This is a genomic window from Vibrio palustris, from assembly GCF_024346995.1.
Lineage (GTDB): Bacteria > Pseudomonadota > Gammaproteobacteria > Enterobacterales > Vibrionaceae > Vibrio > Vibrio palustris.
Map to the genome: position 1 here is coordinate 1,434,772 of NZ_AP024887.1, position 21,774 is coordinate 1,456,545.

The following is a 21,774-nucleotide window of genomic DNA, read 5'->3' on the forward strand; positions in this document are numbered from 1 at the left end:
AAGCCTGCTAAAAATAGCAGGCTTTTAAAATTTGGTGCGTCTGAGTGGATTCGAACCACCGACCCCCGCCATGTCAAGGCGATACTCTAACCAACTGAGCTACAGACGCATTTTGCTTCCTATGGTGCGTCCGAGTGGATTCGAACCACCGACCCCCGCCATGTCAAGGCGATACTCTAACCAACTGAGCTACGGACGCATTCCTAGGAACGGGAAGAATATTAACGACTGTTCTTGTCCGGTGCAAGAAAAAATCTCAATTTTTTAACTAGTTGTCGCTTAGATGAACAAATCGCTTAAGTTTTACTCTTTATTGTCGTGAAATAGTGTTGGCATTATCGGCTCATCGTTCATTTCATCAAAGACGACATTATAGTTTTCTGTATAAGTACAGTGTGGTTGGCGACTACAAGTAAAGAAACGTCGACCTTTATATTCCCCCTGAGAAGCCACTTTTAAAATCATTGGGCTCCCGCAACGTTTACAAAAACGGACTTCTTTATCGGGTTCGATTAAATCGATGTGCGTGGCCAAAAGTCGACGTAACTTGCCAACTTGATAGCTCATTTTTATATTCGCACCGATTAGCGGTAAATTTGCCGATTTACACACTTGCATCACCAGCTTTTCACGCTCAGCCTTCCCTTTATCTAACGCCTTACCATTATCAAGTTCAATGACAACACGAGGCTCTAAGGTTCTAGCATCACAGACCAAATAATCAAAATAGCTGCGTGATATATGATTGTGAGCAATAAACCACGCTTTTTTATTGGTGATTTTATAGGGCGCGAGAATTGATGTCATCGACACTCGTGTCAGTACGACGCCATGTTCGCCTACAGCGGCAACCAGTGCGTTGTAAAATGCACCTTCATTGGCTGATAGTACTGGCCCTTTGACCCGATATTGATAACGTTTAGTGTCCTCTTGCTTGAGAACATACTTTTGAATCACATAAAAAAACGCAACTAAAATCGCGACGACAACAAAGATGTCGAACATACAAACAGCTCTCCTTAAATAATTAACATGCCTGTGCGGTTTATGATCTGATCGAGCGTTAATCTAAAATGAATAAACCTTTCATGATGTTATTTGGGCAAGTTTACACCAAACATAAAAAAACGGAGCATTGAATGCTCCGTTTTTTTAATAATCGTGCACATTTAAAACACAAATTTATCCATTAAAGAAACCATCTTACCAATTTCTGGTTTTGTGATCGTATCATTGGCTCCCAACGCCAACGCTTTTTCACGATTATCCTCACTCATAATAGATGAGAACATAACAATCGGCATATCGCCATAATCAGGGTGTTCTCTGAGTCGTTTCAACAAATGCATACCGTCCATACGTGGCATTTCTACATCGGTAATGACAGCATCCAAAAACTTGCTCACCCCCACTCCTTCTGCTTTAGCATGCTCAGCTAATTCAACCAGTTTTTCATGAGCTTCTCCGCCATCTTTACAAGCAATAATGTTGAACCCCGCTGAGGTCAATGTATCTTGGATTAAGCTACGAATAAACGCAGAGTCGTCGACAATCATAACGGTCTTCGCATTACGTTTCGCTACCATAGCTTGATTAAGATCAACACTGCGGTCAATGGTAACATCGTACTTTTCCATACTTAGTTCTGGATTAATATCCGCAATAATTTTTTCGAAATCTAGAATCATAATGAGCTTATTTTCCTTGCGTACGACGGCGACGACACAATCTTGCTCACCCGCTTCTAAAAATTGGCTGGGAGATTCTACATCGTTCCATGAAATACGGTGAATACGGCTCACGCTATCGATTAGAAAACCATTAGTCATACGGTTAAAGTCAGTGACGATAACAAACTTCTTATCGATATCACTGTGGACAGGAACACCTAACCAGCCAGCGAGATCGACCAACGGTGTCAAAATATCCCGAGAAGAAAATACACCAATCATATGTGGCTGAGCATTTGGATAATCTGTGGTTTCAGGAACACGAATAACTTCGCGTACTTTAGCGACATTAATTCCGTAATAGCATGTTTTTGTTTTGCCGTTCGGTAAATGCTTTTCCAGATGAAACTCAATAATTTCCAGTTCATTGGTGCCACTTTCTAATAAAATTGCATCACTTTTGCTCATAATTGTCACATCATTCAAAGATTGGGAATACGCTTTAAAAAACACCTTGCTCATGACTATAAATTGAGCCAATCCCAAGCAGTTCTGTGTCAATTAAAACAATGTACCTGTATTTTAGGTGTTGGGGTCAATGATCTTAACCGCACGACTCTTATCTCTCTAAAGAACTCTGTTGATTTAGTTAACCAGCCTATGAGTGCCTGCGATCATTTACTTTCGCTATCCTAAGGTTTAAACACCTGTGCAGTGTTAAACATTGTCAAAACACGAATTTAAATCAGTTGATAAAACTTTAGTTGTTGTTCTTATCTTCGTCTAGTTATCTACTCATATTTGAGAATAATTTCATAACTCTATGCATAAATAGGCACTAAGTAGTATATCGCTAATCAATGACAGCAAAGTTTCGCGCAAAATAATACCATTCATTCTACAAAGAATAGATGGTCGCACTATACTTATTAGGTAGTGCTTAATGCACGACTAGCTATGCAATCAACACACAATAAAGGAGACGATTATGGAACGCGACGATTTAGGTATCTGTTTGAGCAGTCACCTACTTAGTAGTCATTTATATTCAACGTTTACTAGTGTGCGGGCATATAAAGTCGATTCATCAGACCATAACGATGTCACCGTGATCTTTTCTAGTCCGCAAATGACGGGCCGTGACGTGTTAAAATCGATGGAGACTGATGATGAGTTAGAATGGCGAGCCGAACATCTTTGCTGTGAGCAACACCACTTCTAACAAAATAATAGGTATAAACTGTGCGGTTCTGTGGTGTTTTTGCATTCCGAGCAAGCATGACGAGAATTGATATGCTATATATCTGACTTATAATAGATTTATTATTCTAAACTCGTCTAATCAAGGTCGGTTGCATACACAATGAAATCATTGGTTCCTTATCTCATCTGCACAACGCTCGCTTTTCCAGTGGTGCCCGTATCAGCAGCACCTATCTCCTTCATGCAAGCATGGGAAGTTCTGCAAAAAGATAATAATTCTTTAGCCGCAGAGCGAGAGAACGTTTCTCGTTATCGATACTTAAAAGATGCCACAGATAATCTGTCTCTTCCTCGTGTATCTATTGGGGCCAACTACACTCGTTTAGATGATAATGTCACACTCTCAGGAAAGAAAATTCTCGATAATACTAAACTAGAAGCCCCTGCAGGTACCGCAGCCACTTTGTCGTCATTAATTTCATCCATAAATCAAGAGCTCGCTGCGTTAGGCGGCGTCGGTACGACGACGACAATCAGCAAGCAAGATGTCGTACATTCATCCATTCGCGCCATGTGGCCAATTTTTACTGGCGGGAGAATTAGTGCCGCGCAAAGCGCGGCCGAAGGCAAGCAGGATGAAGCCGCGAGTCAATTGCAAATGGAAACATTGGCCCGCTATGAAGATTTGGCAAAGTATTACTTTAGTGTGGTGTTAACCAAAGAGGTGCTAACAACACGTCAGGCGGTCGAGGCTGGATTGGCAAAACATCGCAATAACGCCGTCAAACTAGAGCAACAAGGCCAAATTGCCCATGTCGAACGTTTGCAAGCCGATGTGGCGTTAGATAAAGCGACCATTGAACGTAAAAAAGCACAAAAAAATGTCAACATTGCACAAAGCGCTTTAACCACAATTCTTGGCCAAGATGCTGAAGTTGAACCCAAAGACACACTTTTCACCAATCGTACATTGCCACCAATGAGCGCATTTACCGAACAAACCTTAGCGACCTATCCTGGTTTATCGATTCTCGATGCTAAAGAAAAACAAGCCACCAGCTTGAGAAAATCCGAACAAGGCAAGTACTACCCGAACGTGTATCTTTATGGTAGCTACAATCTTTATGAAGACGACTCAATTGCAAGTCAGTTGAAGCCAGATTGGGTAGCCGGTATCGGCGTCAGTATTCCATTAATTGAAAGTACCGGCCGCAGCGACCGAGCAAAAGCAGCATCCAGTGCAATCTCACAAATTCATTATTTACGAGCACAAGCTCATGAAGATTTGTCAGTACTAGTCCAAAAAACTTATCAACAAGCGGGACAAGCTTTAGAAGAAGTCGATGGGTTGAACTCGAGTATCGCTCTTGCTAAAGAAAATTTACGTTTACGCCAAAAAGCCTTTAATCAAGGTCTGTCAACATCACTTGATGTAGTGGATGCTGAACTTTATAAAGCTCAAGTACAAACTCAACAAGCGGTCGCGAGTTACCATTATTTGATTGCTCTTACCAAGTTATTAGCACTTAGTAGTGAGGTCGATACATTTTCGCATTATCGGCGTTCCGCTTTACGCTTACATCACACACCAAAAACCGCTCCATCACGACAAACCGAGGTTGCGAAATGAAACGTCTTACCCAATGCTTGCTTGGACTACTTGCGCTCGTCATTATCGGTGCCATTGCGTGGGGGTTTTATCAAGCCTATCAACCTCAGCCTGTCCAAATTCAAGGACAAATCGATGCTCAACAATACAGTATTTCGTCAAAAGTCGGCGGGCGTATTGATGAAGTGTTAGTTCGAAAAGGTGACCGCGTCACTAAAGGTCAGCATATTTTCACTCTACATAGTCCAGAGATTGAAGCTAAGTTAGAGCAAGCGGTTGCAGGACAAAAAGCCGCCGGAGCGATGGAAGCGGAAGCGCGTAGTGGTGCTCGCGAACAAAAAATTCGTGCCGCCAAAGACAAATGGATGAAGGCACGCAGTGCAGCGCAACTGGCCGAGAAAACCTACCGTCGTATTAATAACTTATATAATGATGGGGTTATTTCCGAGCAAAAACGTGATGAAGCAAAAACACAATGGCACGCAGCTAGCTACACTGAAAGCGCCGCGTTGCAAATGTACCATTTAGCTAAAGAAGGCGCACGAAAAGAAACCATTGAAGCCGCAAGTGAAAAAGCCAAAGCGGCTGCCGGCCAAGTTGCTGAAGTACAAGCGTACGCCGACGATACCAAAATCGCGAGCTGGTTTAACGGTGAAGTGTCGCAAGTATTATTGCACAGTGGTGAGCTTGCCCCGCAAGGTTTTCCTGTTGTCACGGTTATCGATACCAGTGATACGTGGGCAGTATTCAATGTTCGAGAAGACCGCTTGTCACATTTTAAAAAAGGCGAGGAATTCACGGCTTTTGTACCTGCATTAAAACGAGACGTCACGTTTAGGGTCACTCATATTGCTGTCATGGGTGACTTTGCAACGTGGCGTTCTACCGACGCTTCACAAGGGTTCGATTTACGCACATTTGAAGTAGAAGCACACCCGGTAAAACCTGAGCCAGAACTGCGCATGGGCATGAGTGTTGCGCTACAACTGGCTCCCTAGTCTTATGAGATCACAAACCTGGCAACTCATCAAACAAGACCGATGGCTACAAAGCAGTGTGATATGGATGCCCATCGGTTTATCGGTGATTTTATGGTGGATATTTTCTCAAGGGATTGTTCGCGATCTACCTATCGGAGTCGTCGATTTATCGCACAGTACACAATCACGGCAAGTGATCAGGCATATTGATGCCACGTCTACGCTAAAGGTTCTTAAGGTTTATCCTAGCCAAGCAATGGCGAAAGCCGATCTTATTGAAAGCCATATTTATGCCTATACCGTCATTCCTCGTCATTTTGATCGTGACATTCAACGGGGGCAATCCCCGCAAGTCACAACGTTCTATAATAGTCAGTATATTTTAACAGGCAGATTGATAAGCTCGGCCATGACGAGGGTGATGCAAACCCTCAGCGCTCACATAGATGCTGGGCAGCGTCTTGCCAAAGGCAATAAAACAGTCAGTCAAGTCATGGGACAAGCGGTGCCGGTCGGCACTCAGTTAACGCCTTTATTTAATCTTAATATGAATTACGCGCAGTTCTTAGTTTCCGGTATTATTCCGGCATTATGGCAAATATCAATTGTGACAAGCACTATTTTGATTTTATCAACCTATCAGCAACGCTTTGGCTTAAATACTTGGCTAGGTACATCCCCCTACCGGAATATGCTCGTGACTCTTTGGCCATTTTGTGTGTGGTTTGCCATACAAGGAATCGCATTTTTATGGTGGTTTTATGTCATTTTAGATTGGCCGCAACAAGGGCAACTCTGGGTCGTCATATTTGCACAATGGATAACTCTAGTGGCCTGTATGATCATGGGGATTCTTTTCTATTTCATCACTCTTGATCCTGCGCGAGCGCTCAGCTTTGCTGCCGCTTACACTGCACCAAGCTTTGCATTTATGGGGATTACATTTCCCGCATCAAACATGGATACTCTTGCTCAGTTTTGGCGTAATCTTTTACCTATAACTCATTATATGAGTGTGCAAATCAATCAAGTAAATTATGATTTAGAGCCACTACGTAGCTTACAGCCAATGCTATGGATGATGATTTATATCGTGCCATTGCTCATTGCAGCCGGATTAATCTATAAACGTGTTAATTTAGCCAGATCATTAACAAATAACCTAGGAGGACAGAATAATGCGCCAACTACTGAATGAATGTAAGGCATTATTTACCAATAGCGTCGTGGTTATTACAGTATTTGGCGGTGTATTTTTTTATTCGTTTCTCTATCCACTCCCCTACGCTCATCAAATTCCACGCTCGCAACCCATCGCGATCGTCAATCTAGATAAAAGCCAAACCAGTTATCAACTAGAACGTATGGTCGATGCTACCCCACAATTACATGTGGTCGAGCGTGTACATTCGATTGAAGACGCAAAAGATGATTTTTATAATGGGAATATCGCAGGATTTTTAGTCATCCCCCATCATTTTTATCGGGATTTAGCGATGAGTAAACACCCAACCCTCGCGTATGCCGGTGACGCATCTTACTTTTTAGTATACGGAACGGTGGTTGAAGGTCTGTCTCAGGCCTCTGGAACGTTAGCGGCACAAGTTAAAATTCAGCACCTACTTAACCGTGGTGATGCATTACCTCAAGCAAAGCAAACCTTATCTCCCCTGAGAAATAATTTAAAGCCGACCTTTAATGCTCGTATGGGATACGTGGATTATGTGGTTCCTGCGGTGTTTGTCCTCATTTTGCAACAAACCATGGTCATGGCTGCCGGGTTAATGGGAGGGACGCAAAAACACAGTTCAGGATACTGGTCGACCGCTTCGCAACGAACGCTGCTCTTCAATCGTACTCTCGTATTGGTACTCATCTATTATGTATTAAGTGCTTACTACTTTGGCGGAAGCTTTTATTGGCATGGGGTCAATACGCTTGCCTCACCAGTCGAACTCAGCTTGCTTTTGTTGCCTTTTTTATTGAGCACATGCTTTCTTGGTATTTTTTTAGGTGCGGTGACACCAAAACGAGAGTATGTCACGCTTTTAGTGTTAGTCAGCTCTATGCCCTTGGTGTTTTCCGCCGGTTTTATCTGGCCGATGGAAAGTATTTCGCGACCAGTGGTCTGGTTGGCGAATCTGTTTCCAAGCACCCCAGGTATTCAAGGATTTTTAGCCTTAAACCAAATGGATGCGGCTTGGCAGCAGGTGGCGGATCAATGGACACAGCTATGGTTGCAAACTGTATTATGGGGCGGTTTAGCTTGGTGGCAATTTAAGCGTAACGGTCGAACGCTACCTAATATTGCCAACGACGGCGCATTTTCTCAATAACCGTCGGCTCTATATTGTGAATGCTACCATAGTTTCCTTGGCACACCTTAATTATGAGCTTAGCGCCATACTGTTTCGCAAGGCGCTTATAAAATGCCATTTCCCAATGACGAACAAAAGTATTGGATACGACAATACTTTCTCCTTGCCTAAGCCAATATTCACTGCGCTGTTGACACCAATCGTGAGCGGCACTCAGCTTTTCTGGCTGGAAAATATACACGTCGCGCTCATCAATAAAATACATATCCGCTTCTAAATGAACGCCCGGTAATTCTCGCGCTAGGGTTGACTTTCCCGACCCAGGTAACCCCCGCACTAGTGTGACTGTCAGCACTTTACTCATTAGACCACGTATTACATTATTAAAATGAATTAGTTAAAGCGCCAAAGTAGTATATGACGCTTATCGTTTATCCGCATCAAACTCGGCTATATCGCGGTTGAAAAATAGTGAAAGTTAGAGTTTAACCTCGACATTATCGAAGATTTAAGTTATAAGTCTAGATGTATAGACGTCCATAGATAATAAAAGGGAGTATGTTGTGCCTATTAAGATCCCCGATCAATTACCCGCAAGAGATGTGCTACGTCAAGAGCATATTTTTGTCATGCCGGAGTCACGAGCGACCACCCAGCAAATTCGTCCGCTCAAAGTCTTGATCTTAAATCTCATGCCAAAAAAAATAGAAACCGAAACACAATTCCTGCGTTTACTCTCTAACTCTCCGCTACAAATTGATGTGGAACTGTTACGAATCGATGATAGGCCAAGTAAAAACACACCTGAAGAACACTTAAACTCTTTTTATCGCCAATTTGATGTGGTTAAAAATCGTAACTTCGACGGTTTAATTATTACAGGCGCACCGCTCGGGTTAGTGCAATTTGAAGATGTGATTTATTGGAGTCACTTACAAACCGTCATTGAATGGGCAAAAAACCACGTGACATCAACGTTGTATGTGTGTTGGGCTGCGCAAGCCGCTTTAAAATCGATTTATCAATTGCCAAAACGTACGCGTGAAGACAAGCTTTCCGGGGTCTATTCGCATGAAACTCAGTATCAATATCACCCATTGACGCGAGGGTTTGATGATACGTTTTTAGCTCCTCATTCACGTCACGCTGATTTTGATCCAACCTATCTTGCTGATAATACTGATCTGGATATTCTTGCAGTATCACAACAGGCTGGCGTCTACCTTGCTTGCACCAAAGACAAACGAAATGTGTTTGTGACCGGTCATCCAGAATATGAAGCATCAACCCTACATCACGAATACCAACGGGATGTCGATCAAGGGCTATCTCCAATGATGCCGATCAATTATTACCCAGAAGATAATCCAGCCAACTCACCGCGCGCGACTTGGCGTAGCCATGGTAATTTATTATTTTCAAATTGGTTGAACTACTGCGTGTATCAGCAGACTCCGTTTGACCTAGAAAACTTTAGTGAAGATAAATTTACGAAAGATGACGAGTAAATAACGTCGGCGGGCATCACATCCATGGTGCCCGAATCCTAATATCGAACATTGAGTTGTGTTAAGTCACTCGCAGTGCTTTGTATGCATGCTATGTCTATCAATCGCAACGTTTACTATCGGACTTTATCCAAGCCATGGTGATTAACACAATGTCTTTGTTCTTATCGCTATCTGATAGTGTAACCATACACGCAACCAATCAACGCAAAACCGCAACGATGTTAGGGCTCGCACTGATAATGTTGGCAGGATGCGTACAGTCGACCGTAATAAAACCCGCCGCTAGCCCGCGGCAAATTGCCGATAACCGACTTGCGTTAGCCATTGCCTATATGGAGCGAAATCAGCCACAAAAAGCTCTTAAGAACCTACAACGTGCTAAGCACGTCGCGCCTTATTACTTACCGACATTGTTAGCATTAGCCCATTACTACAACACAGTACAAGATACTCGCCAAGCCAGCGGGATTTACCAACAAGCGTTACAACGCTACCCAAACAACAGTCAGCTCCTACATAATTTTGGCATATTTCTTTGTCAGCAAGGCAAGTATAACCAAGCAAATAACTATTTTTCTAAAGCGATTAAGCAACAGAAATATACTCATGTTGCTCTTACCTATGAAAGTGCCGCCCAATGTTTATGGCTGGCAAACCAAACCGATAAAGCGATTGAGTCGATGCGTGCAGCCGTCAATCATGCCCCAAGTAATCCGCGGATGATAGAGCGGTTGTTGGCCATGTATGCCAACAACCAACAAGCACATAAGGCGTATAGGTTACTTCAACAATACGGTGAGTTATTGAGTCCGATTAGACAAGACCAATGGCGAGCACAACTGGAGAAACAAAGTAAGCAAGAGCGTGAAAATGAGCCGGTCGCCAACACTCACGCATCAATTGGTCACCGTTTACCCTAGCGTTTTTTTGTTGCATTTGTCGGTCGACCATCATCGCCACCTTTACGATCGCGATAGTGGGTACGGCGACGTTGATGCGTTTCTTTAACACGCACTGATTTAAGGTATTCTCGATATACAATACGTATAAAGAACCCTAAGCCAATAAGCAGCACAATCGTAAACACGAAAAAAAATGGCTTACATAACCAGTTCGGCTGGCACGGTACAAAAAACTCAAAGTCCATATTACCTCCAAGAGGCATAGCGATTGTTCTTACTTTATCGGCTATCAATGCAATAACTTAAATTAGCACGCTTCTTGTCCCCACTTATTGCGTTGCGCAGCATTTTGAAAACTCCATGCGATAAATCGGCTGATCTTTTGACCTTGCGCCATTTCAACGATTTTCACATCACACGCCCCTACTTTTGCTAACTGTTTCTTCATCCAACGTACATTGTCTTTTTTAGAAATTAAGCTCGTAAACCACAGCACTTGCTCCGAAAATTGGGCACTGTCTTGGGCTAAACGACGCAGGAAACTGGCTTCACCGCCAACACACCATAATTCACCGTGTTGCCCACCAAAATTCAGCATCGGTCCATTCGTATGCGTATTCTGTTGTGAACCCAATGAACGGCCACGTTTCTGTTTATTCTTGCCTAAATTATCTAACTTACGTTGACTACCTTGCGCCGCTTCATGTGCAGAAGCGTGAAATGGTGGATTACACGTTGTCAACGTATAACGCTCTTCCGGCCCAATAATACCCGCGAACATGGCGTTTGGTTCTGTTTGTAACCTAACCGTCACTTTCCCCTTCAAGCAGGCATTATTTTTCACAATACCCTTAGCGCACTTTACTGATAGCGGATCAATATCACTGCCAACAACCGTCCAGTTATATTCCGTCGCCGCAATGATAGGATAGATAGCATTGGCACCAGTCCCGACATCCAACATCGTGATGGCTTGTGATAATAGTTCTGGACAATCGGTGAACAGTAATTCCGCAGCTCGGTGAATATAATCGGCGCGACCGGGAATAGGCGGACATAAATATCCTGGCGGAATTTGCCAATGATTCACTCCGTAATGGTGAGCGAGCAATGCTTGATTGAGCAATAATACCGCGTGAGGTTCGTTAAAGGGAATTGTCCATTGACCACGCGGGTTTTTCACCATATAGGTTTTCAGCTCAGGTACCACGTTGCTTAATGCGGCAAAGTCATACAACCCTTGGTGACGATTATTACGATGTAAGCCCGGCGGTGAAGGGATTGTCATAACATTCATCATCTCATGACTTGTCGCTAAATTAGATGATGCTTGCGTCTTATGAGTGGCTTGGCTTGGGCGTTTTTTTTTAGGCTTGCGAGGCACTGGGTTGACAGGCGTTACCATGATTATTTGTTCTCATTACAGAATAAATGCCACTAATGGGCACAGATTGACAACCAAAGTTTACCTGAATCCTATGAATATGCCACTCAAGAACAATTGCATCCCAGTGAGTGCGCAGTTAAACTCCGTACCCTTAAATTTAGCTTAAGGAATTGTGTGGTGAAACGCGTCGTTTTATATGTCAAAGATAAATGCCCTCACTGTAAAGATGCTCAGCGCTACCTAGACAGTAAAAATATCCCTTACCGTCTTTGTAATGCGAAAATGCAACGCGGTCGCAAAGAATTAGACGCCATGGGTGCGCGCAGTTTACCCGTATTAAAAGTTGGCGACCGCGTGATGATCGGGTGGAATTCAGGTAACTTTGAAAAATTGTACCGTTAAGGCGCGACAAGACGCCACCCAGAGTGAGCATACATAAACAGGTTTTTGTACGGTTTTGTGTTATTATCCTGACACGAATCTCGACTTCTTAAATTTATGAGCACAACTCAACGTATTGATACTATTGCACAGCAGGTCAACCAATGGCTTAACGACGTCGTAATTGGTTTAAATCTATGCCCTTTTGCGGCAAAGCCACAAAGAAATCATCAAGTTAAGATTCATGTGAGCACCGAGACCACAGAAGAAGGTCTACTTTCAGACATCACACAATGTTTGCATGAGTTAGACGCACAACCAGTCGCGACCCTTGAAACTACGTTAGTCGTTGTCCCTGATATGCTAAAGGACTTTTTTGACTACAACTTTTTTATTGACTGGATTGAGGCACTCCTTCGCCAAGAAGGATGGGAGGGCGTTTATCAGGTCGCTACATTTCACCCAGATTACTGCTTTGCCGGCTGCGAGACCAATGATCCAGCCAATCTCACCAACCGAGCACCTTTTCCTATTTATCACCTGATTCGTGAAGACAGTATGGAAAAAGTCCTCAAGCATTACCCTGATCCGGAGTCCATTCCCGACACAAACATCGCACGAGTCTCGAGTTTATCAGACACAGAGAAGCACGCGCTGTTTCCTTATTTATTTGGCCGTCCGTAGACAAACTAACGGACGTCTCTCAGCGTTCAGTTGGTATTCGCCATAGGCAATATGCCTATGGAATGCTATCCTAAGCGCCATCACCACTAAGAGAATATAAAATGAGTAATTTAACCACTGATATGCAAGCTAACTTGGCACTCTTCGTAGAAGAAACACAAAATACCCACACGGTCTGGGGTCTACAAACTGAAGAAGGTTGGTTATCATGTGACTCGACTGAGTTCGCAAATAGTGAAGTGATGCCATTTTGGTCAACTAAAGAAGACGCTCAAACTCATAACATTGAAGAATGGGCAGAATTTGAAGTTGTGAGTATCCCTCTTGATGTCTTCATCGAAGATTGGCTCGTTACGCTAGATGAAGATGGCGTATTAATCGGTCCAAACTGGAATCAAAATTTAGATGGTAAAGAAGTAGAGCCAGCAGACCTCGTTAAAATGTATCTGTAAGCTCAACGCTTTGCGTCAACAAGGTGCCACAAGGCACCTTGTTTTGTTTCTCCCCTACTCTTTCATGGCGCGTCGTGTGTCGCTTTGATAAAATAAATCCATTATTTATTGCTCGGACTGGATTCATGCAACTGACCAAACTGACCCAAGACCTCTTTGACCACCTTTATCGCGATATCAGTGAATTTCGTACAACGTTTAATTTACCCGTCGCCCAGCCTGATACGCTTAATGACCAGCAAGATAGCCTGCATTCTTCGCTCATTATCGAAGAATTAACCGAGCTTGCCGAAGCGCCAGATAAAACCGAACAAGCCGATGCCATCGTCGACAGTATTTATGTGCTTATGGGACGTCTTGTTCATTTAGGCCAGAGTAATATTCACGATAATATCGCCATTAGCTATTTTATTGATGTATTGCTAAATGTCGCCGCCAATCGTCAGATTAACTTTGTGGCATGCTGGAATGAAGTACATAGCTCGAATATGAGCAAAGTTTGTCGTACGCAGCAAGAATATGCAGAGACACAAACCTATTACGCGAAACAAGGGATTGAGTTGATGCCTGTTACCAAAGGCGATTACATCATTGCAAAATGCGCGAAAGACTTTACGTCACCAGAAAAAAGCATCAAACAAGGCAAGGTTCTAAAATCTATTTATTATCGTCCAGCCGATTTAGCATCCATCGCTTAATGATGCGAGATTACCTAAGATAATACTGTTTGAATGTAGCCTAACAATGGCAATGTGATAAGCGCGTTGCCATTGTCTTTTTATGACCTTTCTCTCCCTCGATTCTCAGTATATTCATCGATACCTATCGATTACTCCCTACATGCTCATCTCAATACACGTATTTTGTTTACATTAACTTCATGTCCAAGTGAGCCTGGCATTATTACTCTATTCATATCTATTAATTAAATCATCTCTGCATATTGACCTAATAAAAGAGTGATCTATTCGATCTATTTGGAAAGCGGTTTCCTTTTTTGATTCTTTTTTGGAAAAAACCGTGTTTCTCCCCACACTATTCGCCGACATGAGTTTATATACTGCTCGTGATACATACCGATTACCTCTAACAACAATAATAATATTAACCACAAGAAGGATATAATGATGAAAACCTCCCTGCCCCTAGCCAGTCTCGCATTATCCATCACTGCAGCGCTTCCCTTATGCGCTCAAGCGGCGGATAACGACGAACTCGCCACACAAATAAAAAAAGTCCAACAATTGCAAGAGCAGTATCAAAAGCAATTTGCTGACTTAGAACTGTTACGCGCAGACTATGAAAATGATTCCAAAGAAGAGGGTGCCCCGTATCAATCGCTACAATCTTTGATAGATAGAGTGTCTATTTACGGTTTCTTTCGAGCGAAATACGATCACGATGACAACGAGCCATTAGGATCTGGAGCGAATAACAAACACTTCTATATGGACTTAGAAGGTAAAATGAAAGTATCTGAGGATTGGATAGCACGTTTCCAGATTGAAGCTCGTAAAGGTTATACGGTCAATCAATCATGGCGTAATGGTGAAGCAGGTAGCGATGACCAAGATGGTACAATTCAACGGATTTGGGTGGAAGGTCGTCCTGGCGGTGTCGGGGTTGAATTGGGAACCAAATGGTGGGGATTAGGCTTTCAAGCCGTACCATTTGGACACGCCGCCGATGGTGTACAGCTCGATTACGACGTCGTGGAGAATTGGAATGCGAAAGCGTTTTGGTTGCGCCCTCGTCAGGGAGATTTGGTTACAATGCCTAATGGGCAAGAAACACAAATTAGCGGCCTCAATGTCACTGGCGAAATTGTTGATAGTTTACAAACCAGTTTAACCTTTGCGACCAATGAAAATCACAGTGATGATCAAATGATGAATCGGATGGGAGCCGTTGAACTACAACTACAAGCAACGTCAGATATTTTGCTTAGAGGTGCGTTTGTGCTTACCGACGCTGATGACTACAACACGAGCCAAGAATACCGTATTGATTATAAAAACATCGAACTCAATGACGTGGGTTCATACAGTTTATATACTCGATATATTGATTTTGAACGTTACGGAGATTACTCCCACGATGATGAATGGGGCTCGTTACCTAGTGATGCGAGAGGATGGATATTTGGTGCCAAATACGTTTTATTTACCAATGTCGTTTGGGAAACCTTCTATTCAATTCAAGAGCGTAACCGTTCTGGCGAACTCGCAGGAATCAAACGTGGCGACGATCGTAACTTATTTCGTACTCAGTTAGATTTTCACTTTTAAGGCATTACCCCCTTTTTTATGACAAACATGACCACCGCGGCAATGATCGCCGTGGTCATGATGTCTTATTAGCTGAAAAGTATCGTGCCGAAGCTTATTGCTGTGCTTGCTGTTGATCTAAGACAATACGTTCATGCGCACGGAAAAAAGGTCGATAACAAAAATATGAAATAGTTAATGCGACTAAGGTCATCAACGCATTATTAATACTTCCATTCGCCGCCCAAGCCGCACCGATTGGAGCTGGAAGTGTCCAAGGTAACATCATGACGACACGATCAAGAATCCCTATAGACGTTAGGTTCCACACTAATACTGCATTCAATAATGGCACACCAATAAATGGGATCACAAAAAGAGGATTCATAATAATAGGAAAACCAAATAATATGGGCTCGTTAATATTAAAAATTGCCGGTACCAGTGCAACTTTACCTATCGACTTTAACTGGTTCGAACGACTTCTTATCGCTAAAAAAACTAAAGGTAACGTTGACCCTACGCCCCCTATTAACAAGAAAAAATCCCAAAATGAAGCGGTATAGATATGCGGTAATACCGGTGAATCGGCAGAAATCGCCTGCTGATTAATCAGTAAATTTGTCATCCAAAATGGGTTCATAATTCCAGTCACAATAACTGAACCATGAATACCAACAAACCATAGTACTTGGCAAATGAATACTGACACCAGTACTGCGACTAGGCTGTCTGAGGCTAAAACGAGTGGCCGAAATACCTGTTCAATAATTTGCGGGAAATGGACGCCAATATGCTCTTTGAGAATGAGATTGAATGCAGACACACTAGTCAGCACGACAAAGATCGGAATAATTAAACGAAATGCCTGAACGGTAATTCGCGGGACATCTTCGGGCATATTAATACACCATCCCCGCTTAACACAGAAATGAATCACTTCAACCGCGTAAAAACTCGCAACCAAAGCGGTAAAAATACCGGCTCCGCCTAGGTAGCGTATGTCCATTCCTCCTTCTTGAGGTAATCCCGATAACATCAAAAAAGCCAAACTGCCCGTCAAACCTGATAAACGCTCGGGCAACGCATATTGTTTACCTAAACTTGCCGCGACGCCAAAGGAAACGATCAACGCCATCGCCCCTAATGTGGCTTGATGGATGGGCAATAATAAAGGACGTAACACGCTTAATATGTCATTAAACCATATCGATGATCCATCGCCCGCTGGCTCGGTGATAATAGGAAACATGAGCGGAACAAATAAACATCCAATAAAAATAAACGGCATAGATAATTGAAAACCATCTCGCAAAGCAATCAAATGACTATTACGCGTCAGTTTGCGAGCGGTTGGTGACATATATTTTTCAATATTGACCGCTAGCACGCGACTTATCAAATGCTTCATAACTGCTCCATGGTAAAAATTATTCTCATGCGGAAACCGATCGTCCATACGCATATACTTTCACAATTAACAACAGATAGATAATCGACTGATCACAGATTAATACTCATTATTTGGCAATAGTTAACCGCTATTTCATTTAAAAATAGGTTTGTTAACGTGATCATATTTCCTCTCCTTATTCACCTCAATTTAATGATCCTTTTCACACTCCTTTAGAAACCAAAAGGAAACCGGTTTCCAAATTTTCCATAAAGGCGCATAGTTAAAATGAATCAATAAAAGGAGTATTTATCATGAACAAAATTATGCTGTGCTGCTCGGCTGGAATGTCAACCTCTCTATTAGTAAGAAAGATGAAAATTGCGGCAGAACAACAAGCGATCGACGTCCAAATCGACGCCTATGGCGCTTCCGAATTTAGCAGTCATGTCGAAGACTATGACGTGGTGTTACTGGGCCCCCAAGTTAAATATATGTTGAACGATTTACAACAACAAGCGGAGCCATTTGGCATCAGCGTTAAAGTTATCGATATGATGGACTATGGCATGCAAAACGGTGAGAAAGTATTGCAGTTTGCACTCGATACTATCCACGAACACGCATAACATTCACGACTGCGGGATAACACTATGAGTACCCTATATAATAAAATGGTCGATATAATCGAACAAAAAGTTTCACCCGTTGCGACTAAAATGGGGCAACAACCCTACATTGTTGCCATACGTGATGGTTTTATTTCTGCGCTGCCGTTCATGATTGTCGGCTCATTCATTCTGGTTTTTGTCTTTCCCCCCTTCTCTGCCGACTCAACATGGTCGTTTGCTCAAGGGTGGTTAGCACTATCGGCTGAGTACCGCGAACAACTCATGATACCTTTCAATTTAAGTATGGGGATTATGACATTATTCATCTCGGTGGGTATTGCGGCCAGTTTAGCCAGACACCATCATTTAGACCCATTGACCACTGGCTTACTGTCATTGATGTCGTTTTTACTGGTCGCGGCACCACTGAAAGACGGCGCCTTGTCGATGCAATACTTATCTGGCCAAGGTATTTTTACTGCCATTCTCACTGCACTGTATTCCACTGAGCTCTATGCACTCCTCAAACGAAAAAATGTCACGATAAAACTGCCTCCAGAAGTCCCGACAGGTGTGGCACGTTCGTTTGAAATTCTCATTCCGGTTCTTGCGATTATCGTCACTTTACACCCTTTGAACCTCTTTATTGAAGCGCAGACTGGCATGATCATTCCACAAGCGATTATGGCGTTGATTCAACCTCTCGTGTCCGCCTCTGATTCTTTACCCGCGGTCTTACTTGCGGTACTTATTTGCCAGATTTTATGGTTTGCAGGTATTCATGGCGCTTTGATCGTAACCGGAATAATGAACCCTTTTTGGATGGCGAATCTATCAGAAAACCAAGTAGCGATGGCAGCCGGTGAAGCGATGCCACATATATTCCTCCAAGGTTTTTGGGATCACTATCTACTGATTGGCGGGGTCGGTTCTACGTTGCCTCTAGCTATATTGCTCTTACGCTCTCGAGCAACACATTTGCGCACGATTGGCAAAATGGGCTTCATTCCAGGTTTATTTAATATTAACGAACCAATCTTATTTGGTGCTCCGATCATCATGAACCCAGTGTTTTTCTTACCGTTTATTTTTGTTCCGATGATTAACGCCGTCATCGCTTGGTTTGCTATTGATCTTGGCTTGGTGGCGAAGGTGGTGTCTCTCACGCCATGGACAACACCGGGGCCGATTGGAGCGTCATGGGCGGCTAACTGGGCGGTAAGCCCCGTCATTTTATCATTACTGTGTATGACTTCCGCCGCTCTCATGTACCTTCCTTTTCTGCGTGCCTATGAAAAGCAGTTGCTGGATAAAGAAGCACAAGAAGAAGCAAAAAACGGCGCCGTAGATAGCACACCAGTTTCAAGTCATTAACGTCACAACATCGGTGGGCAAACGAGAGTCTGCCCACCATAAGGACACATCCATGCAATATCAATTTCCAAACAATTTTTATTGGGGTAGCGCGGCATCGGCGGCGCAAACAGAAGGCACTACACTGGGAGATGGAAAAAGCGACAATATTTGGGACCACTGGGCTCGCCAAGAGCCAAACCGTTTTTTCAATGGTGTATTACCGACTGAGACGTCTACTTTCTATGATCACTTTCGTAATGATATTGGATTAATGAAAGCGATTAACCATAACAGTTTTAGAACCTCAATAGCGTGGTCGAGGCTGATCCCTGACGGGGTTGGTGACGTCAACCCACAAGCCGTCGAATTTTATAATAACGTTATAGATGAGCTTATCGAACAAGGCATAGAGCCTTTTATTTGCTTGTTTCACTTTGATATGCCCATTGCGATGCAAAACATCGGCGGATTTGAAAATCGCGATGTCATTGAGGCTTACGCAAATTATGCACAGACCTGTTTTGAGCTGTTTGGTGACAGAGTCAAGCATTGGTTCACCTTTAACGAGCCTATTGTCACCGTCGAAGGAGGATATCTATATGACTTCCACTACCCGAATATCGTCGACTTTAAGCGAGCGTCTGTAGTTGCATTTCATACCATGTTAGCGCATGCGCAAGCGGTAATGCGTTTTCGCCAACTTAATATTGATGGACAAATTGGGATTGTGTTGAATTTAACCCCCTCGTATCCACGATCTGATAACGCAAACGACTTATTGGCGTCACATCATTGCGATCTGTTATTTAATCGAAGCTTTTTAGATCCCGCAGTCAAAGGCGAATATCCTCAGGACCTGCTGACGTTGCTAAAAAAATACGATCAGTTACCTGCAGTAGAAGCCAGTGATTGTGATGTTATCCAACAAGGTAAAGTCGACATTATCGGTATCAACTATTATCAGCCGCGCCGAGTCCAAGCCAAACTTCATGCCATTCATCCAGATGCGCAATTCATGCCCGAATGGTTATTTGATAGCTATGAAATGCCTGGTCGGAAAATGAATCCTCATCGGGGCTGGGAAATCTATGAAAAAGGGGTGTATGACATTTTAATTAACCTACGCGATAACTACGGAAATCTCCCTTGTTACATTTCAGAAAATGGCATGGGCGTTCAAGGTGAAGACGCATTCTCGGTGAATGGGCAAATTCAAGATGATTACCGTATTGAATTTGTCTCAGAACACCTTAAATGGATACATAAAGCAATCAACGAAGGGTCTGCCTGTTTTGGTTATCACATGTGGACATTCATTGATAACTGGTCTTGGTGTAATGGATATAAGAATCGTTATGGTTTTTATCAGCTCGACCTAAACACACAAGAACGCCGGATTAAGAAAAGTGGGCAATGGTATGCCAACGTTGCCAAGAACAATGGCTTTAACGACCCACAAGGAGGTTAATATGGCCGATTTAGAAGAACAAGTCATGGGGATTATTATCAATGCTGGCCAAGCACGTAGTTTATGTTTTGAGGCATTACACCATGCAAAAGCGGGAGATTTTGAGCAAGCCCAATCGTTATTGGAACAATCCAATGAGTTCGAACGCCAAGCACATCACATTCAAACCCAGTTAATTGAAGAGGATGAAGGAACAGGCAAAACGACAATGACACTTATCATGGTTCATGCGCAAGATCATCTCATGACATCTATGTTAGCCAAAGAGCTCATTGGTGAGCTCATTGCGGTTCATCAGCGTATTGCTTCCTAATCTCGCGACTCTGTCACAACTATCGCGACAAAGTACTGGCTACTACTTTGTCGCTATTCATCAATCACAGGCTTGTTTAATCTTGCTTTGGCGGTAAAATGAGCATATTGGAAACGCGTTTCCATGCTCTACTCCTTTTTTGCATAACATTTTTCACAAAACGAGACTGCCATGGCCACTATCAATGATGTATCACGACTTGCCAATGTATCTAAAGCGACGGTTTCTAGAGTATTGAGTGGCACGCGCGGTGTGAAAGAAGCAAGCCGTCAAGCCGTTTTGCAAGCAGCAGAATCTCTCAACTATCGCCCTAATGTTATGGCACAAAATCTTGCCACCCAACGCTCAAACTACGTAGGAGTGATCCTTTCAACCACCGATGCTGGGCATGTCTCGACTTATTTACCTTTACTATCCAACGCGTTAAAAAGTCGTGGAAAAAACATGTTGGTTAATTTTGCCGACAACCCAGACGAATTTGCGCGCTGTGTGGATACTTTCCGTAGTGGGCAATGTGACGCGATCATCGCCGTCGGTGGTTCACTTGCCAAACAAGTCGATGAAGATGACAACATTATCACCATTGATGGGCATAATAATGGAACTCAACGCAGTGTCGCGTATGATTATCGTTTCGCGTGTGAAAGCTCATGCCGATATCTATCGAGTAAAGGACACACCTCGATCGCGATCATTTTGGACGATAACGACTATGCCAGCGAACAGGTGCTCGAAGGCTATAAAACAGCAATGCAAAACTTATCGATTCCTATCAATCGCCAATTGATTGTCCATGCAGCAGAAAACCCAGAATTGGCGGCTATGAACCTCCTCAACAGTTATTCACCGTTTACGGCGATGATTGTGATGCGTGATAGTCACGCAGCCATTGCCATGAAGCTATTTAAAAACTTCAACTTAGCGACGCCTCAAGATGTTTCGATTATGTCTTTAGAGGATTCGTTTCTGGCCAACCAGCTTAGTCCAGCTTTAACCTGTATTAGCTATCCCAGCGAAAAACTCGTCAACGCTGCGATGCATGAGCTCGAGCACATTTTGAACCACCAGCAAACAGAACCTGCCATGATGATCCAAGGTAATCTCGTCACCAGAGATTCGGTCGCCAACCGCAATTAATATCAGTAATGAGCATTTACACGTTATAACAAACCGCTCACTTGCAGGAGCAATGGATAAAAAAAAGCCACTTTGGGAGACAAAGTGGCAAGGAGACTTATAAAAGCCTAACAAGAACGAGAATGTATCACT

General features: G+C 43.1%; 23 protein-coding genes and 2 tRNA genes. 17 read left to right on the plus strand and 8 right to left on the minus strand.

Going from position 1 to position 21,774, the window contains the following annotated elements; translation table 11 throughout:
* Nucleotides 1-32 precede the first annotated feature (32 nt).
* From OCU30_RS06760 to OCU30_RS06775, 4 genes are all read right to left on the minus strand, one after another.
* Nucleotides 33-109: transfer RNA gene (locus OCU30_RS06760), tRNA-Val, on the minus strand.
* Nucleotides 110-122: 13 nt separating this feature from the next.
* Nucleotides 123-199: transfer RNA gene (locus tag OCU30_RS06765), tRNA-Val, on the minus strand.
* A gap of 104 nt (nucleotides 200-303) precedes the next feature.
* The gene (locus OCU30_RS06770) at nucleotides 304-1,005 is read right to left on the minus strand and encodes a DUF2726 domain-containing protein (RefSeq protein ID WP_077312858.1); all 702 of its coding nucleotides are present in this window, start codon (nucleotides 1,003-1,005) and stop codon (nucleotides 304-306) included.
* Nucleotides 1,006-1,169: 164 nt separating this feature from the next.
* Complete coding sequence (locus tag OCU30_RS06775; protein ID WP_077312856.1) at nucleotides 1,170-2,138, minus strand: chemotaxis protein; 969 nt, start codon at nucleotides 2,136-2,138, stop codon at nucleotides 1,170-1,172.
* Nucleotides 2,139-2,658: 520 nt separating this feature from the next.
* On the opposite strand from OCU30_RS06775, the gene OCU30_RS06780 reads away from it, so the two are divergent.
* The 5 genes from OCU30_RS06780 to OCU30_RS06800 all read left to right on the plus strand — a co-directional run bounded on the left by OCU30_RS06780 (nucleotide 2,659) and on the right by OCU30_RS06800 (nucleotide 7,798).
* Complete coding sequence (locus OCU30_RS06780; protein WP_077312854.1) at nucleotides 2,659-2,892, plus strand: hypothetical protein; 234 nt, start codon at nucleotides 2,659-2,661, stop codon at nucleotides 2,890-2,892.
* A gap of 222 nt (nucleotides 2,893-3,114) precedes the next feature.
* Nucleotides 3,115-4,503, plus strand: coding sequence for a TolC family protein (locus OCU30_RS06785; RefSeq protein WP_235861838.1), 1,389 nt, complete (start codon nucleotides 3,115-3,117; stop codon nucleotides 4,501-4,503).
* Nucleotides 4,500-5,480 carry an HlyD family secretion protein gene (locus tag OCU30_RS06790; protein ID WP_077312850.1) on the plus strand — a complete coding sequence of 327 codons (981 nt, stop codon included), beginning with the start codon at nucleotides 4,500-4,502 and terminating at the stop codon, nucleotides 5,478-5,480. The genes OCU30_RS06785 and OCU30_RS06790 overlap by 4 nt, the downstream gene beginning before the upstream one ends.
* Before the next feature lie 4 nt (nucleotides 5,481-5,484).
* Nucleotides 5,485-6,660 carry an ABC transporter permease gene (locus OCU30_RS06795; RefSeq protein ID WP_077312848.1) on the plus strand — a complete coding sequence of 392 codons (1,176 nt, stop codon included), beginning with the start codon at nucleotides 5,485-5,487 and terminating at the stop codon, nucleotides 6,658-6,660.
* Nucleotides 6,641-7,798, plus strand: coding sequence for an ABC transporter permease (locus OCU30_RS06800; protein ID WP_077312846.1), 1,158 nt, complete (start codon nucleotides 6,641-6,643; stop codon nucleotides 7,796-7,798). Before OCU30_RS06795 ends, OCU30_RS06800 begins: the two co-directional genes overlap by 20 nt.
* Here OCU30_RS06800 and OCU30_RS06805 read toward each other — a convergent pair.
* Nucleotides 7,764-8,144, minus strand: coding sequence for an ATP-binding protein (locus OCU30_RS06805; protein ID WP_077312844.1), 381 nt, complete (start codon nucleotides 8,142-8,144; stop codon nucleotides 7,764-7,766). The two genes, OCU30_RS06800 and OCU30_RS06805, sit on opposite strands and share 35 nt — an antisense overlap.
* A gap of 199 nt (nucleotides 8,145-8,343) precedes the next feature.
* Here OCU30_RS06805 and metA point away from each other — a divergent pair, with 199 nt between their 5' ends.
* Both metA and OCU30_RS06815 read left to right on the plus strand, forming a co-directional pair.
* Nucleotides 8,344-9,288, plus strand: a complete 945-nt coding sequence (gene metA, locus OCU30_RS06810; RefSeq protein WP_077312842.1) for a homoserine O-acetyltransferase MetA — start codon at nucleotides 8,344-8,346, stop codon at nucleotides 9,286-9,288.
* A gap of 152 nt (nucleotides 9,289-9,440) precedes the next feature.
* Nucleotides 9,441-10,211 (plus strand): tetratricopeptide repeat protein, encoded by a 771-nt coding sequence (locus OCU30_RS06815; protein WP_159439100.1) that lies wholly within the window; start codon nucleotides 9,441-9,443, stop codon nucleotides 10,209-10,211.
* On the opposite strand, the gene OCU30_RS06820 is transcribed toward OCU30_RS06815, so the two are convergent.
* Both OCU30_RS06820 and rlmF read right to left on the minus strand, forming a co-directional pair.
* On the minus strand, nucleotides 10,208-10,438 hold the full coding sequence (locus tag OCU30_RS06820) for a hypothetical protein (protein ID WP_077312838.1): 231 nt from the start codon (nucleotides 10,436-10,438) through the stop codon (nucleotides 10,208-10,210). The genes OCU30_RS06815 and OCU30_RS06820 overlap by 4 nt on opposite strands.
* 62 nt (nucleotides 10,439-10,500) lie before the next feature.
* Nucleotides 10,501-11,598, minus strand: a complete 1,098-nt coding sequence (gene rlmF, locus OCU30_RS06825) for a 23S rRNA (adenine(1618)-N(6))-methyltransferase RlmF (RefSeq protein WP_077312836.1) — start codon at nucleotides 11,596-11,598, stop codon at nucleotides 10,501-10,503.
* 159 nt (nucleotides 11,599-11,757) lie between these two features.
* Between rlmF and OCU30_RS06830 the strand changes: the two genes are divergently transcribed.
* The 5 genes from OCU30_RS06830 to OCU30_RS06850 all read left to right on the plus strand — a co-directional run bounded on the left by OCU30_RS06830 (nucleotide 11,758) and on the right by OCU30_RS06850 (nucleotide 15,385).
* Complete coding sequence (locus tag OCU30_RS06830; protein ID WP_077312833.1) at nucleotides 11,758-11,982, plus strand: glutaredoxin family protein; 225 nt, start codon at nucleotides 11,758-11,760, stop codon at nucleotides 11,980-11,982.
* Nucleotides 11,983-12,078: 96 nt separating this feature from the next.
* The gene (locus OCU30_RS06835) at nucleotides 12,079-12,645 is read left to right on the plus strand and encodes a DUF1415 domain-containing protein (RefSeq protein ID WP_077312831.1); all 567 of its coding nucleotides are present in this window, start codon (nucleotides 12,079-12,081) and stop codon (nucleotides 12,643-12,645) included.
* 101 nt (nucleotides 12,646-12,746) lie between these two features.
* Nucleotides 12,747-13,097: a DUF2750 domain-containing protein gene (locus OCU30_RS06840; protein WP_077312829.1), complete on the plus strand. Its 351-nt coding sequence runs from the start codon at nucleotides 12,747-12,749 to the stop codon at nucleotides 13,095-13,097.
* A gap of 125 nt (nucleotides 13,098-13,222) precedes the next feature.
* Nucleotides 13,223-13,795, plus strand: a complete 573-nt coding sequence (locus tag OCU30_RS06845) for a nucleoside triphosphate pyrophosphohydrolase family protein (protein ID WP_077312827.1) — start codon at nucleotides 13,223-13,225, stop codon at nucleotides 13,793-13,795.
* A gap of 426 nt (nucleotides 13,796-14,221) precedes the next feature.
* Nucleotides 14,222-15,385: a hypothetical protein gene (locus OCU30_RS06850; protein WP_139343473.1), complete on the plus strand. Its 1,164-nt coding sequence runs from the start codon at nucleotides 14,222-14,224 to the stop codon at nucleotides 15,383-15,385.
* 94 nt (nucleotides 15,386-15,479) lie between these two features.
* Here the strand turns inward: OCU30_RS06850 and OCU30_RS06855 are convergent, their stop codons facing one another.
* Nucleotides 15,480-16,775 (minus strand): PTS sugar transporter subunit IIC, encoded by a 1,296-nt coding sequence (locus tag OCU30_RS06855; RefSeq protein ID WP_077312822.1) that lies wholly within the window; start codon nucleotides 16,773-16,775, stop codon nucleotides 15,480-15,482.
* Between the two features lie 293 nt (nucleotides 16,776-17,068).
* Here OCU30_RS06855 and OCU30_RS06860 point away from each other — a divergent pair, with 293 nt between their 5' ends.
* From OCU30_RS06860 to OCU30_RS06880, 5 genes are all read left to right on the plus strand, one after another.
* Nucleotides 17,069-17,386, plus strand: a complete 318-nt coding sequence (locus tag OCU30_RS06860; RefSeq protein WP_420856681.1) for a PTS sugar transporter subunit IIB — start codon at nucleotides 17,069-17,071, stop codon at nucleotides 17,384-17,386.
* A 24-nt stretch (nucleotides 17,387-17,410) separates the two neighbouring features.
* Entirely contained in the window at nucleotides 17,411-18,742 is a 1,332-nt protein-coding gene (locus OCU30_RS06865) for a PTS sugar transporter subunit IIC (RefSeq protein WP_077312818.1), read from the plus strand.
* 52 nt (nucleotides 18,743-18,794) lie between these two features.
* A complete protein-coding gene (locus tag OCU30_RS06870) occupies nucleotides 18,795-20,192 on the plus strand; it encodes a glycoside hydrolase family 1 protein (RefSeq protein WP_077312816.1) in 1,398 nt (465 codons plus the stop codon).
* A gap of 1 nt (nucleotide 20,193) precedes the next feature.
* Nucleotides 20,194-20,505: a PTS lactose/cellobiose transporter subunit IIA gene (locus OCU30_RS06875; protein WP_077312813.1), complete on the plus strand. Its 312-nt coding sequence runs from the start codon at nucleotides 20,194-20,196 to the stop codon at nucleotides 20,503-20,505.
* Nucleotides 20,506-20,676: 171 nt separating this feature from the next.
* Nucleotides 20,677-21,642 carry a LacI family DNA-binding transcriptional regulator gene (locus OCU30_RS06880; RefSeq protein ID WP_077312812.1) on the plus strand — a complete coding sequence of 322 codons (966 nt, stop codon included), beginning with the start codon at nucleotides 20,677-20,679 and terminating at the stop codon, nucleotides 21,640-21,642.
* Nucleotides 21,643-21,774 lie beyond the last annotated feature (132 nt).